General features: G+C 38.7%; 16 protein-coding genes and 8 tRNA genes. 18 read left to right on the plus strand and 6 right to left on the minus strand.

Annotated elements, in window-relative coordinates:
• The first annotated feature begins 18 nt into the window (after positions 1-18).
• The 8 genes from ACIQ38_RS06245 to ACIQ38_RS06280 all read left to right on the plus strand — a co-directional run bounded on the left by ACIQ38_RS06245 (position 19) and on the right by ACIQ38_RS06280 (position 893).
• Positions 19-92 (plus strand) — tRNA-Gly (locus ACIQ38_RS06245).
• Between the two features lie 5 nt (positions 93-97).
• Positions 98-174 (plus strand) — tRNA-Ile (locus ACIQ38_RS06250).
• A 4-nt stretch (positions 175-178) separates the two neighbouring features.
• A tRNA-Asn gene (locus ACIQ38_RS06255) sits at positions 179-253 on the plus strand.
• A 6-nt stretch (positions 254-259) separates the two neighbouring features.
• Positions 260-350, plus strand: a tRNA-Ser gene (locus ACIQ38_RS06260).
• Between the two features lie 9 nt (positions 351-359).
• Positions 360-431: transfer RNA gene (locus ACIQ38_RS06265), tRNA-Glu, on the plus strand.
• 209 nt (positions 432-640) lie between these two features.
• A tRNA-Asn gene (locus ACIQ38_RS06270) sits at positions 641-715 on the plus strand.
• A gap of 6 nt (positions 716-721) precedes the next feature.
• Positions 722-812 (plus strand) — tRNA-Ser (locus ACIQ38_RS06275).
• 9 nt (positions 813-821) lie between these two features.
• Positions 822-893, plus strand: a tRNA-Glu gene (locus ACIQ38_RS06280).
• Between the two features lie 782 nt (positions 894-1,675).
• On the opposite strand, the gene ACIQ38_RS06285 is transcribed toward ACIQ38_RS06280, so the two are convergent.
• The 3 genes from ACIQ38_RS06285 to ACIQ38_RS06295 all read right to left on the minus strand — a co-directional run bounded on the left by ACIQ38_RS06285 (position 1,676) and on the right by ACIQ38_RS06295 (position 4,407).
• The gene (locus ACIQ38_RS06285) at positions 1,676-2,944 is read right to left on the minus strand and encodes an ammonium transporter (RefSeq protein WP_402821343.1); all 1,269 of its coding nucleotides are present in this window, start codon (positions 2,942-2,944) and stop codon (positions 1,676-1,678) included.
• A 20-nt stretch (positions 2,945-2,964) separates the two neighbouring features.
• Entirely contained in the window at positions 2,965-3,306 is a 342-nt protein-coding gene (locus tag ACIQ38_RS06290) for a P-II family nitrogen regulator (protein ID WP_402819675.1), read from the minus strand.
• Positions 3,307-3,495: 189 nt separating this feature from the next.
• On the minus strand, positions 3,496-4,407 hold the full coding sequence (locus ACIQ38_RS06295) for a 1,4-dihydroxy-2-naphthoate polyprenyltransferase (protein WP_402819678.1): 912 nt from the start codon (positions 4,405-4,407) through the stop codon (positions 3,496-3,498).
• A gap of 159 nt (positions 4,408-4,566) precedes the next feature.
• Here ACIQ38_RS06295 and ACIQ38_RS06300 point away from each other — a divergent pair, with 159 nt between their 5' ends.
• From ACIQ38_RS06300 to ACIQ38_RS06320, 5 genes are all read left to right on the plus strand, one after another.
• On the plus strand, positions 4,567-5,928 hold the full coding sequence (locus ACIQ38_RS06300; RefSeq protein WP_402819681.1) for an isochorismate synthase: 1,362 nt from the start codon (positions 4,567-4,569) through the stop codon (positions 5,926-5,928).
• Positions 5,921-7,633 (plus strand): 2-succinyl-5-enolpyruvyl-6-hydroxy-3-cyclohexene-1-carboxylic-acid synthase, encoded by a 1,713-nt coding sequence (gene menD, locus ACIQ38_RS06305; RefSeq protein ID WP_402819684.1) that lies wholly within the window; start codon positions 5,921-5,923, stop codon positions 7,631-7,633. Before ACIQ38_RS06300 ends, menD begins: the two co-directional genes overlap by 8 nt.
• Positions 7,630-8,442 carry a 2-succinyl-6-hydroxy-2,4-cyclohexadiene-1-carboxylate synthase gene (gene menH, locus ACIQ38_RS06310; protein WP_402821345.1) on the plus strand — a complete coding sequence of 271 codons (813 nt, stop codon included), beginning with the start codon at positions 7,630-7,632 and terminating at the stop codon, positions 8,440-8,442. Before menD ends, menH begins: the two co-directional genes overlap by 4 nt.
• A gap of 2 nt (positions 8,443-8,444) precedes the next feature.
• Positions 8,445-9,263 (plus strand): 1,4-dihydroxy-2-naphthoyl-CoA synthase, encoded by an 819-nt coding sequence (menB, locus tag ACIQ38_RS06315; RefSeq protein ID WP_402819687.1) that lies wholly within the window; start codon positions 8,445-8,447, stop codon positions 9,261-9,263.
• A gap of 66 nt (positions 9,264-9,329) precedes the next feature.
• Positions 9,330-10,760, plus strand: a complete 1,431-nt coding sequence (locus ACIQ38_RS06320) for an o-succinylbenzoate--CoA ligase (RefSeq protein WP_402819690.1) — start codon at positions 9,330-9,332, stop codon at positions 10,758-10,760.
• Between the two features lie 25 nt (positions 10,761-10,785).
• On the opposite strand, the gene ACIQ38_RS06325 is transcribed toward ACIQ38_RS06320, so the two are convergent.
• The 3 genes from ACIQ38_RS06325 to ACIQ38_RS06335 form a co-directional block, all read right to left on the minus strand.
• A complete protein-coding gene (locus ACIQ38_RS06325; protein WP_402819693.1) occupies positions 10,786-11,865 on the minus strand; it encodes a metal ABC transporter solute-binding protein, Zn/Mn family in 1,080 nt (359 codons plus the stop codon).
• 100 nt (positions 11,866-11,965) lie between these two features.
• Complete coding sequence (yidD, locus tag ACIQ38_RS06330; protein WP_402819696.1) at positions 11,966-12,199, minus strand: membrane protein insertion efficiency factor YidD; 234 nt, start codon at positions 12,197-12,199, stop codon at positions 11,966-11,968.
• A gap of 4 nt (positions 12,200-12,203) precedes the next feature.
• Complete coding sequence (locus tag ACIQ38_RS06335) at positions 12,204-12,326, minus strand: hypothetical protein (protein ID WP_402819699.1); 123 nt, start codon at positions 12,324-12,326, stop codon at positions 12,204-12,206.
• Between the two features lie 100 nt (positions 12,327-12,426).
• On the opposite strand from ACIQ38_RS06335, the gene ACIQ38_RS06340 reads away from it, so the two are divergent.
• From ACIQ38_RS06340 to ACIQ38_RS06360, 5 genes are all read left to right on the plus strand, one after another.
• The gene (locus tag ACIQ38_RS06340) at positions 12,427-12,885 is read left to right on the plus strand and encodes a Dps family protein (protein WP_402819702.1); all 459 of its coding nucleotides are present in this window, start codon (positions 12,427-12,429) and stop codon (positions 12,883-12,885) included.
• Positions 12,886-12,943: 58 nt separating this feature from the next.
• Positions 12,944-13,123, plus strand: coding sequence for a putative motility protein (locus ACIQ38_RS06345; RefSeq protein ID WP_402819705.1), 180 nt, complete (start codon positions 12,944-12,946; stop codon positions 13,121-13,123).
• A 77-nt stretch (positions 13,124-13,200) separates the two neighbouring features.
• On the plus strand, positions 13,201-13,542 hold the full coding sequence (locus ACIQ38_RS06350) for a transposase (protein ID WP_402819708.1): 342 nt from the start codon (positions 13,201-13,203) through the stop codon (positions 13,540-13,542).
• A complete protein-coding gene (locus tag ACIQ38_RS06355; RefSeq protein ID WP_402819711.1) occupies positions 13,526-13,687 on the plus strand; it encodes a hypothetical protein in 162 nt (53 codons plus the stop codon). Before ACIQ38_RS06350 ends, ACIQ38_RS06355 begins: the two co-directional genes overlap by 17 nt.
• A gap of 89 nt (positions 13,688-13,776) precedes the next feature.
• A complete protein-coding gene (locus ACIQ38_RS06360) occupies positions 13,777-14,427 on the plus strand; it encodes a CPBP family intramembrane glutamic endopeptidase (RefSeq protein ID WP_402819714.1) in 651 nt (216 codons plus the stop codon).
• Positions 14,428-14,467 lie beyond the last annotated feature (40 nt).

Raw genomic sequence — 14,467 nt, forward strand, 5'->3', positions numbered from 1 at the left:
CCTGAGCCACCATGTAATGCGGGTGTAGTTTAGTGGTAAAACCTCAGCCTTCCAAGCTGATGATGAGAGTTCGATTCTCTTCACCCGCTCCAATAATGGGCCTATAGCTCAGCTGGTTAGAGCGCACGCCTGATAAGCGTGAGGTCGATGGTTCGAGTCCATTTAGGCCCACCATTATTCCGAAGTAGCTCAGTGGTAGAGCAATCGGCTGTTAACCGATTGGTCGTAGGTTCGAGTCCTACCTTCGGAGCCATCATATGGGGAAGTACTCAAGTGGCTGAAGAGGCGCCCCTGCTAAGGGTGTAGGTCGGGCAACCGGCGCGAGGGTTCAAATCCCTCCTTCTCCGCCATATATGTTTGGCCCCTTGGTCAAGCGGTTAAGACACCGCCCTTTCACGGCGGTAACACGGGTTCGAATCCCGTAGGGGTCATTTTAAAAGCATGTATCCTATTAGGAAGCATGCTTTTTTCTTTCTTGAAGTAGTACTTAATAGCGTTTTAGTTAGTAGCGCTCTCAATTTTGTTAAATGCATTGAGAGTTCCATTTCTTTATCTGGTCCAGCCTCCAGCTCAGCTGGTTAGAGCATAGGCCTGACAAGGGTGAAGTCGTAGTTCTAGTTAATATTAGGTTCATCATTATTCCGAAGTAGCTCAGTGGTAGAGCAATCGGCTGTTAACCGATCGGTCGTAGGTTCGAGTCCTACCTTCGGAGCCATTATATGGGGAAGTACTCAAGTGGCTGAAGAGGCGCCCCTGCTAAGGGTGTAGGTCGGGCAACCGGCGCGAGGGTTCAAATCCCTCCTTCTCCGCCATATATGTTTGGCCCCTTGGTCAAGCGGTTAAGACACCGCCCTTTCACGGCGGTAACACGGGTTCGAATCCCGTAGGGGTCATATTAAAAAGCATGTTTCCAATTAGGAAGCATGCTTTTCTCATTCTTTAGGAAATAATAAAATGTATGGTCTGCAGATAACATTATCTTAACGATATAAGTGTATCACTGTTTGGGGATACTGCGATGTAGTTACCGCTATATTTCCGCCGGGAGAGTGATGAGACGCAACATCGCTAACGCTCTTGAAGGGTTTCACACCGGCGTTCAAAATCCCAAAGAATGGATAAGGGCAATCAAAAAGCTATTATAAGCAACTAATTTTAGTATGAAAGCAACTAAAATCAGTATGAGAGCAACTAAATTGCCGTTGAAAGCAACTAATTTCTCACAATAGCAAGTTTACTTGGATTGAGACGCCCATGATTTAGGCGTATTATAGGAATAATATGCCTAAAAGCCTGTCGAACCTGGCTGGTCGGCATCTGCTCGACTAGTTTATCGTGTTCAAAGGCAAGATTGTCTCGTTCGACCATTCAGTGTTAATTTCAGACACTAATAAGTAAGTTTTTTCCGTTGATTTTCGTTGCAGATGGCGACTCCAGTGGGATCAAGTGAGTTAAATGAGACTTCACAACGTACGCGCAAGCGTTGAAGGCTCATCGCTCACCCCACGGAAAGCGTCCGTCCTGCAGCGAAAATCATAGCGGACACTAACAGAGCAATTTACCGCGCAGTATCCCTAATATGTGTGTCATTTCATTCATCGTTCCCATTTACTATATCGCATCAAAGACAGACGCTTTAGCGCTTTTGTTCTTCGATAAGAAGTAGTATAGATTTTTAATTAGGAGCCCTTCCTAGTTCTGTTAAACGTTGAGCAAAGTCGTCAGTTTTCGTGCTTATGCCAGGAAAAACATCGTTCAGTTCATATGCTTGAGAACCGTGTTCTGCAAAATCGAGCCCGGTAATTTCTTCTTCATTTGAAACTCGGATAGAGTTAAATGCTTTAAGGATAGATAAAAATCCGAAAACGATAAGGGAAACCCAGGCAATAACAGCTAAAACTCCTAATATCTGAATACCAATCAAGCTTGCTCCTCCACCTACAAATAGGCCACTTGAGGTTTCGAAAAGGCCGACTGCTATCGTTCCCCAAATCCCAGTTATCCCGTGAACTGCTATTGCTCCAACCGGATCATCTACTTTTAATTTAACATCTAGTAAACGAATTCCTTCGGTCATGATAATTCCTGCGAGAAAACCAATAATGATAGAGCTTACGAGCGAAACATTTGCAGCACCAGCTGTAATACTTACTAAACCTGCTAAGGCACCGTTTAAAGTAAGCGTGGCATCTAGCTTTTTAAATCTAAGTTTTGTATAAAAAGCTGTAGATAGAACTCCAGCAGAAGCAGCAAATAAAGTATTTGCAATAATAGGAGGAACTAAGGTAGGATCGGCAGCCAGTGTACTTGCTCCGTTAAAGCCAAACCAACCAACCCATAAGATGAAAACTCCTAAGGCACCTAGGGGAATACTATGGCCTGGTATAACATTCACTTTACCGTTACTATATTTACCGATACGGGGACCTAAAAGTGTTGCCGCTACGAAAGCGCCGATTGCTCCAGTTAAGTGGACGACTGTAGAACCCGCAAAATCAATGAAGCCAAGCTCGGCTAACCATCCACCACCCCAAATCCAGTGACCAACAACAGGGTAAATAATACCAGTCATTGCTACAACTAAAAGTAAATAGGATGACAATTTCATTCGCTCAGCAACTGCGCCTGAAATAATAGTTGCACAAGTAGCAGCAAAAACGGATTGGAAAACGAAGAAGCCAATATCTTCTCTTCCCAAAAGTGCAAATCCATTGGTTCCAATTGCCCCAAAGACAGACTCACCAAACATAAAACCAAATCCTACTAAAAAATATAAAATGGATCCAAGTGATACAGTAAGGAAGTTTTTCATTAAAATATTCAATGTATTTTTAGAGCGGGTAAAACCAGTTTCAAGCATTGCAAATCCGGCATGCATAAAAAATACTAAAATGGCACCTAGCATCACCCACAACATGTCGATTGAACTTTGAACTATTTCTATTGTCATAAAAACACTCTCCTTTAGTTTACGGCCACTGCACCGCGTTCTTTTGTTCTAATACGGATTGCTTCATCTACTGGTAAAACAAATATCTTCCCATCTCCGACTTCATTGGTAGAGGCGTGATCCAGAATTGCTTCTACCAATCTTTCAACTAAAGAATCTTCTACAACCATTTCAAGCTTTAATTTTGCATGGAATTCCATTTCATAAGTATTACCACGAAATAATCCAGTGCGACCTTCTTGGCGACCACAACCAGCGATTTCTGTCACGCTTAGTCCATCAATCCCTTCTAATGCAAGTGCTTGTCGAACTTCCGAAAATACATCTGGGCGAATAATTGCTTCAATCTTTTTCATTTTCAACCTCCTAATGTAAGAATATATAACATGATATTATAAAAAATAAAAAATGTAAATGATATTCTGAAAATTATGTTAGTTTTTATTACATGAAATTAAATGAGGAGGATTTCTAAAAAAATTGGAAAAAATTCCACAAAAAAAAGCAAGAAGAAAAATTATTCATTTTTCTTCTTGCTTTTTGTTTTATAAGAAGTATCCGATTAATAAGCCTATTCCTAATAGGAAAACGAAAATGGTATTCGTAAGGGCTGTATCTTTCATAGCAGGAGCTACTTCAAGTGGATTATCTTTTTCTCTAAACAGTTTGATCGCATGTAATGGTTTTTTGATACTTAATATGACGAGTAAAGCCCAAGGTGTAATAATTTGTAGTAAGACTAATCCCACAATCCATAGATAGGATATGATAAAGTAGGAAGCTAAAATCGTAACAGCATTTTTCCGGCCAACAAGGATTGCCATCGTTTTTCTGCCGCCTTTTGTATCTTCCTCTAAATCTCTGATATTATTAGAAAGCATAATCGCCGCTACAAGTAACGCGCTCGGAATAGAAAGTAAGATAGCAAAATTAGGTACAGAACCAACTTGTATGAAGGTCGCAATTAAAACAATGAGCATACCCATTACTACACCACTAAAAAACTCTCCGAATGGGGTGTAGGCGATTGGGTAAGGTCCTCCTGTATATAGATAACCTATTAGCATACATGCAGCTCCTACAACTAATAACATCCAAGAAGACTCATAGCAAATGTAGATACCTAGTAATGCGGCAATTCCATATAGTAGCAAGGCTAATTGCATAACCGTTTTCGGTTTGACACCATTTCGTACAATCGCTCCGCCGATACCAACGGACTCTTCACTATCAAGCCCCCGGGCAAAATCATAGTACTCATTGAACATATTGGTTGCTGCTTGTATTAACAAACAAGCAACTAACATAGCTAAAAATAAAAGCCAGTTAATATTTGTGTAATAAAGTGCAATCATTGTCCCCAAGAATACCGGAGCAAATGAAGCGGTTAATGTATGTGGTCTTGTTAATTTCCACCAGACGCGCCAGCCTTTGTCGGCTTGTAATTCATTTGACATAAAATTTTCTCTCCTTTAAAACAATCCATTATCAATATTAGCATATATTCGTTGCTAAATGTGTGCCGAAAAGCGTAGAAAGTTGTATGATTAAGGGTAGAGTAATAAAAATATAAACATCATGACAAACACCAAGATATTAATACGGAGGTAATTTTAATGCCGAAAACCACCGGTCAAAAGCAAACAACATTACGTTTTTATACAGAAACAATAGAAGTATCTAGATTATCAGCTCATGCTTTTTTTGAAGCAGGGGATGAAAAATATAAAGGGAAACGATTCTTTTGGCAAAACAAAGAAAAAACGCTGACATTAGTCGGCTTAGGTCATGCACATATAATCTCTAATCGTTTAGAAGAGGATCGATATGCAGATATCTATGCAAAATGGAGAGAACTGTGCAATGCATCGGTGAAAGAAGAGGTGGATGTTTCTCCCGTTTTATTTGGAGGATTTTCATTTGATCCCAAAAATACCATTGTATCCGAATGGGACAACTTTCCTTCTGCTTTCTTTGTAGTGGCTACCTTCCAACTAGTGATTCAACACGATCAAGCATTTGTAAGCATTCATTATATTACAAATGAGGAAGAGAGTGCGGATGTATTTGAACGCTTACGTATAGAAAGGGATGCGCTTATCCACACGGCACAAGTAAAAGAGCTTCAAGTTCATGCGAAGCCAGTGTTAGTGCAACGAGAAGATCGAGTGAAAGAGCAGTATTTACATGCGGTAGAAGATGTAACAAAGCGGATTCGTGCAGAAGAAGTGGATAAAGTAGTCATTGCGCGGTCACTTAAGTTAACATTTGATGATGATTTTTCAAAAGCGACAGCGATTTACCATGCTGCGATGGAACAGCCAGAAAGTTATTTATTTGGTCTAGAAAATGGGGAGCAAATGTTTTTCGGTGCAACACCAGAACGGTTAGTGAAAGTAGAAAACGAAAAAGCGCAATCTGCTGGACTTGCCGGTTCCGTTCGACGTGGGAAAAATTCTGTGGAAGATAAGTCTTTAGGAGATGGACTTCTAGCTGATCCGAAAAATTTAGGGGAACATAAATACGTTGTGGAAATGATTCGTAAAGTGTTTACGCAATATTGTAAAGACCTAAAGGTACCTGCGCGACCAAAGCTTATGAAAGTTAGAGATATCCAACATCTATATACGCCGATTGAAGGTCATTTGAAAAAAGATTCTTCGTTATTTGCATTAGTACAAGCCTTACATCCAACTCCAGCTTTAGGAGGAGAACCACGACAAGATGCGATTAACATCATTCGAGAATCCGAACAAATGAATCGTGGCTATTATGCAGCGCCAATTGGTTGGATCAATACAGAAGGAGACGGCGAATTTGCGGTTGGGATTCGTTCCGCATTAATCGAAAACGAACATGCTTATTTATATGCAGGTGGCGGGATAGTAGCGGAGTCATCTTCCATCGAGGAATTTGAAGAAACACGTGTAAAATTTCGACCAATGCTACGTACGCTTGGAGGAAATATGAATGACTAACATCGAGTATTTGACTTCTTATGTAAACCAATTTGTAGAAACGATTAAGCAAGCAGGCGTTAAACATATTGTTATGTGTCCCGGTTCTAGATCAACCCCGCTTGCTTATGGCTTTGCGAAAAGTGAGGACTTTGCATTTTATCGTCAGACGGATGAACGTTCAGCAGCGTATTTTGCGTTAGGTATTGCGAAAGCGGCAAAAGAACCCGTTGTGCTTCTTTGTACATCGGGGACGGCAGCAGCGAATTTTTTCCCTGCCATTGTAGAAGCGTTTTATGCACGAGTTCCCTTACTTGTTGTGACTGCGGATCGTCCGCATGAATTACGAGAAGTAGGAGCGCCACAAGCCATTGATCAAATCCATCTTTTTGGAAAGCATGTAAAATGGTCGGTTGATTTTCCGCTTCCCGAAGATCATGCAGAAACTTTAAACTTTATGGAGCGCCATATTCATCGGGCAGTATCCACTTCGAAAACGTTACCGATGGGACCAGTGCATATTAATATGCCTTTCCGAGAACCACTGTTACTAAATATGGAGCAGGCATTGCCAATCGCTGAAGTTCAAGTGTCAGAAATCGGGAAGCTTGTGCCAAGTCGAGAATTTACCGAGTGGTATACGGATATGTTAATGCGAGAAGAAAAGGGATTACTCATTGCTGGAGATTCGCTTCATTCGACAGAAGGATTTTGGGATTTTGCAAGAATGCTTAAATGGCCTGTATTAGTAGATCCACTTTCTAATTTAAGGACTTCTGTACCGGAAGATTGCATGGATTTATGTATAGACCAATATGATGCTATTTTGAAAAACGATGCATTTAAACAAGCAGCTTTGCCAAATGTTGTGGTTCGTTTCGGAGCGCAACCTGTTGCGAAGCCACTTACTTTATTTTTGAAAGCATGTAGACCGAATGTGTATATAGTGGCAGATGAAAGTCCTATTTTCCGGGATTCTATTCATATCGTGACACATCATGTGCAAGTAGAAGCAAATTCCTTATGGATTCCAATTGAAGAAAAACAAGCATCCAATTATTTGGAAAATTGGTCCAAAGCGAATGATATTGCAACCAAACTTATACAAACATATATCGAAAACGAGGAAGATGAAGGGGCACTGGCTGGCATGTTATTCGAGGCACTACCTGAAGGGGTAGACTTGTTTGCAAGCAGTAGTATGCCGATTCGCGACGTAGATACGTTTTTCAATAAAACAAGGAAAGATGTACAAATCTATGCAAATAGAGGTACGAATGGAATTGATGGGGTAGTATCTTCTGCATTAGGCGTACAAGCTGCAACCAATCGACCTGGATATTTACTTATCGGCGATCTTGCTTTTTTACATGACGTAAATGGATTAATAGTTAGTAGGTTTCATGAAACAAATAATACGATTGTGATTATGAATAATGACGGCGGCGGGATTTTCTCTTATTTACCACAATCAACAGAAACAAACTACTTTGAGCATTTGTTTGGAACACCCACTGGTCTAGAGTTTTCGCATATTGCAGCAATGTATGATGCGCAATATGATGCAGTGCATACGAAAGAGGCATTCGAGCAAGCTTTAAAACAACCTAAAACAAAAAATATCCGTATTATTGAAGTGTTTACAAATCGACAAGTGAACACAGAAACGCATCGGAAATTATGGGCGGCTATTTCAGAGGAGTTAGATGCCATTTGGAAAGTATGAATAGGATGGTTCGTTCTGTAAATATGCATATCAAGCGATATAATATCGGAGCTGCTAAAAAAGTTGTTTTGTTACATGGTTTTACAGGTTCTAGTAGTACTTGGGAAGAAGTAATAAGCTTTCTTCCTTCCACAGTGGAACTGCTAACGGTAGATTTAATAGGGCATGGACAGACTGATAAACCAAGTGATACTGCATGCTATTTTGTAGAAGAGCAAATAGAAGACTTGCATATGTTGTTTAGGCAGTTGGAATGGAGTCATTTTACACTAGTCGGTTATTCCATGGGGGGACGCTTGGCTTTAGCATATGCTGCTAAATATTCTGTAGATGCATTAATATTAGAGAGTAGCTCTCCAGGTCTTGCAGATGATGAAGAAAGGCAAAAAAGAAAGCTGTCCGATGAATTGCTTGCAGAACGTATTAGCAAAGAAGGAGTTACTTCTTTCGTCGATTTTTGGGAGGACATTCCTTTATTTCAAACGCAAAAAAGATTGCCTGTGGAAAAGCAGGCAATGATTCGTGAGGAGAGGCTTGCTCAATCAGCAGTAGGGCTTAGCAATAGTTTGAAAGGTTTTAGTACAGGGGTTCAACCTTCTTATTGGGACGTCTTGAGCGAAATGTCGATGCCTGTGTTATTAGTAGTCGGGGAATTAGATTTGAAGTTTTGCGCCATTTCCAGTCAGATGGAAAAAAAGTTTCCTAACGTAAAATTAGTAGAAGTAAAAGATGCCGGACATGCAATTCATGTGGAAAAACCTAAAATCTTTGCTACAATAATAAAGAAAGTTATTTTAGAGGAGGAATAAAGATGACTCGTGAATGGACAACGCTACATACATATGAAGACATTAAGTATGAGTTTTACAACGGTATTGCGAAAGTAACGATTAACCGTCCGGAAGTGCGAAATGCATTTCGTCCGAAAACGGTAATGGAAATGATCGATGCATTTTCACGCGCGCGTGATGATAAAAATGTTGGGGTTATTATCTTAACAGGTGAAGGCGAGCATGCTTTCTGTTCAGGTGGAGACCAAAAAGTACGTGGGCATGGTGGATACGTTGGAGAAGACGAAATTCCTCGTTTAAACGTACTAGACTTACAACGTTTAATCCGTGTTATTCCAAAACCAGTTGTAGCAATGGTAGCTGGTTATGCAATTGGTGGAGGTCATGTACTTCATGTCGTGTGTGATTTAACAATTGCTGCTGACAATGCTCGTTTTGGACAAACTGGTCCTAAAGTAGGGTCATTCGATGCTGGTTACGGTTCTGGTTATCTAGCTCGTATTATCGGACATAAAAAGGCACGTGAAATTTGGTATCTATGCCGTCAATACGATGCACAGCAAGCGCTTGATATGGGGCTAGTTAATACAGTTGTTCCTTATGAGCAATTAGAAGACGAAACTGTACAATGGTGTGAAGAGATGCTTGAGATGAGCCCAACTGCACTTCGTTTCTTAAAAGCAGCGATGAATGCAGATACAGACGGCTTAGCGGGGCTTCAACAATTGGCAGGAGATGCAACACTTCTTTACTACACAACAGATGAGGCTAAAGAAGGTCGTGACTCCTTTAAAGAAAAACGTAAACCTGATTTTGGTCAATTCCCACGTTTCCCGTGATTGTCTAAATGAGTCTGAGCTGTCCTATTCCTATAGGGCAGCTTCTTTTTGAAAGGAAGAGTAGTTATGTATCCCAATTTATTGATGAAAAGAGCAAGTTTAACACCTGATCGGGTAGCGTTACGATTTAATGAGCAAGAATGGTCATTTGCCAATTTAGCAGAGGAAGCAATAGATTTTGCAGAGAAACTACATACAAAAGGCATTAAAAAAGGTATGCGACTTGCTATTTTGGCCTCTTCGAATCCAAAGTTAGTAGTCGTTTTACATGGATGTATGCAGCTAGGCTGTGAACTTGTTATGTTAAATGAACGCTTATCAGAAGAAGAGTTGAACTATCAGTTAGCAGACAGTGCACCGAATTATTTATTAGTAGATGATCATACGAAAAGAAACTTGGCTTTTAGCGATAAATATTCGTTTGATGAAATTGAAAATGCGGAGCGTTCCTTTTTGGATCTAGAGAAAGAGTGGCCAAAAGAACGTACAATTACGATTATGTATACTTCCGGTACAACGGGACGTCCAAAAGGTGTCAGACAATCACTTGAGAATCATGTCATGAATGCAACTGGATCTGCGCTCAATTTAGGGATTCACCCAAATGACTGTTGGTTATGTACGATGCCATTGTTTCATATTAGTGGCTTTTCCATTTTAATGCGCTCTGTTTATTATGGGATGGCGATAAATCTCCATACTAAATTTGATGCGGAAGCAGCTATCCAAGAAATTATATCGGGTACTGTTACACGTATGTCAGCCGTTGCAGTTACGTTAGAAAGAATGTTGACAGTATTAGAGTCGAAAAATTTGTCATTTCCTAATACCTTTCAATCGGTGTTAGTTGGTGGAGGACCAGTGCCTTTAAATTATTTGGAGAGGGCACTCGAGCGGAATATTCCAGTTTTACAAACATACGGTATGACGGAAACAGCATCTCAAACGACGACATTAGCAAGTGAAGATGCTATACGTAAACTAGGATCTGCCGGTAAACCATTATTCTTTGCGGATGTGCGTATTGATGGGGATGAGAAAGTTGGAGAAATTTGCATTAAAGGTCCACATGTGACAAAAGGATATGTAGGAGCAGCGGAAACGATAAATCCATTAGTAGATGGATGGTTACATACCGGTGATATTGGATATTTGGATGAAGAAGGTTATTTATTTGTCGTTGATCGTCGTTCAGATTTAATCATCTCTGGTGGAGAAAATATATACCCTGCAGAAGTAGAACAAGCTTTAGTGAAACATCCTGCAGTAAAAGAAGCAGGTGTTGCTGGAAGACAAGATGAAAAATGGGGTCAAGTTCCCGTCGCATTTGTTGTGTTAAAAGGGGAAGCCTCCGAGGAAGCATTGCGAACATTTATGAAAGAGCAACTAGCCAATTACAAACAGCCAGTGGATTATTATTTTGTGGATCAATTACCTCGTAATGGTTCGAATAAGTTGATGCGGAGAGAACTTTTCAATTGTATAAAAAACACTTAGAAAATAATTTCTAAGTGTTTTTTCATTATTGTAATACGGTTTTTAATGTGTCTAGATTTCTTTTCATCAGTGTGAAATAAGTTTCGTTATTTGCAACATCTTCTTTGGATAGAACACCTAAATTATGCAATACTAAGCTTTCTGCGCCGACTTCTTTTTGGATGACTTCAGTAAGTTTAGACGAAACATTTTGTTCGAATAATATATATTTCACATCTTTTTCTTTCGCTAAATCGATAATCTTTGTTAGTTCTTTTTGAGATGGCTCATCTTGTGAATTTAGTCCCGCTATGGCAATCTGCTCTAAATCATAAGTGTTTGCAATGTATCCAAAGGCAGCATGTGAAACGAAAAATGTTTTGTTAGGTGCATCATGCGCCATTTCTTCAAAATCAGCATCTAGTGTTTGTAGTTCTGCGATTAATTGTTCATAGTTTTTTTCGAAAGTTTCTTTATGATCTGGAGCAGTTTCTACAAGTGTATTTTTAATGGACAAAGCCAGATTTTGACTGATTTTTGGAGAAATCCATACATGTGGATCTGTGCCTCCATGATCATGCCCTTCGTGACCTTCTTCTAAAGCCTCTTCATTCTCGTTATCGTGTTCTTCTTCTTCTGAAGCCTCTTCATGCTCGTGATCGTGTTCTTCTTCCGTCGCCGCTTCATGCTCGTGATCATGTTCTTCTTCCGTAGCTTCTTCATGCTCATGATCATGTGTACTAGCTTCTAATTGTTCTTCAGGAACTGAGTCAATAGTTGCTATCATTTTGACATGTTCGTTTGCTAACGTTTTTTTCGCATTTTCAACAAAACCTTCTAATCCTAATCCTATGTAGAAAAATAAATCAGCATCAGCGAGTTGCATCATTTCTTTTTGCGTAGGCTCAAATGTATGCTCATTTGCTCCAGCTGGATAAATAGACTGTACATTTACAGCTTCTCCACCAATTCTTTCGGCAAAATATTGAAGAGGGTAGACGGTTGTATATATTTGAACCGTTTCACCTTTTTCTTGTGTTGTTTCTGTTGGACTTGCTTCATTTCCACATGCGGCGGTAAATAAAACAAGGATAAATGCTAAAAATAATAAAAGCCCTTTTTTCAAAATTCTCACTCCTAAATAGTAATCATTACGTTTTGTAAAGTAGTAACTTTTACATCATACAAGACTAAATAAAAAAAAGCAAGAAAAAATAGCCTTTGAATTATTTTTTTTTCAAAGGCCATTCTTCTGGAACAGGATCAATGCCACCTTCGTGAAAAGGATGACATTTCAATATTCTTCTAACTGTCAAGTATCCACCTTTCATCGCTCCATGCTTTTGCACGGCTTCTACACCGTAATGTGAACATGTTGGATAGAACCTACAACTGGGAGGTGATAAAGGAGAAATAAATTTTTGATAAAAGCGGAAAATAGCTATTACGATATGTTTCATATAGTTATTCGACATCCTTAGGTTTAGGATCAATGGCTGAAGGCTTTTCATTCAACGCTAATTTATACAAAAATATAAAACCAAATATACTCAGTAGAATTGCTGCACCTAAAATCCAAAATACCATGCTTTTCACTCCATAAAAATTGTATGTATGTTTATTGTAAGGAATAGAGAGGTATATTAAAAGAGAAAGCAACTATTATTCTAAGGAGAGTGGCAAATTTATGTCAGAATCATTAAAGAAAGAATTAAACAAGCAAGTTGCGAATTGGTCAGTATTGTATACAAAACTACATAATTTTCATTGGTATGTGAAGGGACCGTCTTTTTTCACATTGCATGCTAAATTTGAGGAATTATATAACGAAGCAACGTTGAATATGGACGAAATCGCTGAACGTCTGCTAACTTTAGGGGAGTCACCTGTTGCCACCTTAAAAGAGCATTTAGAGCTTTCCGATATTAAAGAAGCGAAAAATAAAGAAAGTGCAGATGAAATGGTACAAGCCGTTGTAGATGATTTTGATAAAATCATGAAATCCCTTAAAAAGGGAATGGAAGAAGCAGCGAAAGAAGAAGATGATATGACCGAAGATATGCTGAATGCTATTTATCAAAAAACGGAAAAACATCAATGGATGCTCAATGCGTTTTTAGGAGACACGAACGAAACTAAGAAATAAAACCTATACAAGATCCGTCACTATGATCCGATAATAAGTATATGAAGGAGGGATTTTTATGGATATTAACTCCATTATGTCTTCACAACTTATGCAACTCCAGCAAACAGTCCAAATGAGCGTATTACAAAATGCCATGAATATGGATACAGTAGCTGCAGTACAGTTGCTTGAAGATATGCCTCAAACTGCTGCTCCCCATCCTTACAAAGGGTCAGTAGTGGACATACAAGCCTAAGAAAAAACATGTGCCAATTAGTTTTGGTGCATGTTTTTTTGCTTTACACACATACTATTTGAAAAGGATGTGTGTAGATGACTTTAAACAAAGTATATGTATCGGTCAAAAGTCAAAAATTATATTTGTATCCCGACGAATCACCGTGGGAATTTGAAATTACGGTCAACCGTGAGATTATTCCTGTATTTCAAAAGCTATTCGATCAATTAGAAGATGTAGAAATCAGCAACTTCTGGCGCGCACATATACCGATAAAACGATATCATTTTGATAAGGAAAATGATCAATACGACAGAAGAATGAAAAAGCTATATGCGCTTATTCATGAATTTGGAGATGAAGAATCTAAAGAGTTTGTCGAACAGCTTCCCTATTTTAACCCAAGAAGGAGAGAGACAGTTGAGCAAAAATATTAATCGAAAAGGAAATGAAACTCCGACCAATTATCGTAATGTAAGTTCATTGTTAAACCAAGACCCTCAACTAAAAGCAAAACAGAATATTGCCGAAAATAGAGCAGAAGGTAATGAGCATTACAAAAAAGATAAACAAAAGGAGTAGTTAGCTGGAAGACTTAGCGTCATTGCTAAGTCTTTTTTTATACATATATGCTACGATAGTATGTAAATGGATATGTGCGAGGAGAAAGTATGTTAAAACAACTATTATTACTCATAATGCCTACATTTTTTATATATATTGGTCTTTCTGTATTTGAAGATATTCTTATCACTTTTATTTTGTTTTACGGATGGTTATTATTTATACCGCTCTTATTTACATTTTGGAAAAAAGCAAATAGACCTTCATTGCAGCTTCCTTTAACGAAAACAAATCTATGGGTAGGTATAATAAGCGGATTAATTTGTTTGGTGTCTATTTATGGCTTTGTTGCAATCTTTCAATCTTCTGTATTAGATATCCCTCAATTACAGCGCTTATTAGAGAAATGGGACTTTAGTGGAGCGAAAGTGATACTACTCGTATTAGTGCTTGCGTTGATTAATCCTATTTTAGAAGAACTTTATTGGAGAGAATTCATGTTTGGAGGGCTATCCACAAAACTAGGAAATGTTATTGCCGTTTTGATTACGGCTATATTTTATAGTATGTATCATTTTATTGTCGTAAATGAGATTTTCAGCTTTCCATTTAATGTGTTGTCCGTTATTTCCGTTTTTTTAGCGGGCCTTATGTGGGGAATCTTCCGAATTAAATTAAATTCGATTGTAGCGTCCATTATAAGCCATAGTTTGGCCGATATTGGGATAATGCTTGTATATTGGCTTATTATTCGTTAAAACGACAAATAGAATAGATTTTTCATAAAAGGGGTTAATA

Source organism: Psychrobacillus sp. NPDC096389, from assembly GCF_044762855.1.
GTDB lineage: Bacteria > Bacillota > Bacilli > Bacillales_A > Planococcaceae > Psychrobacillus.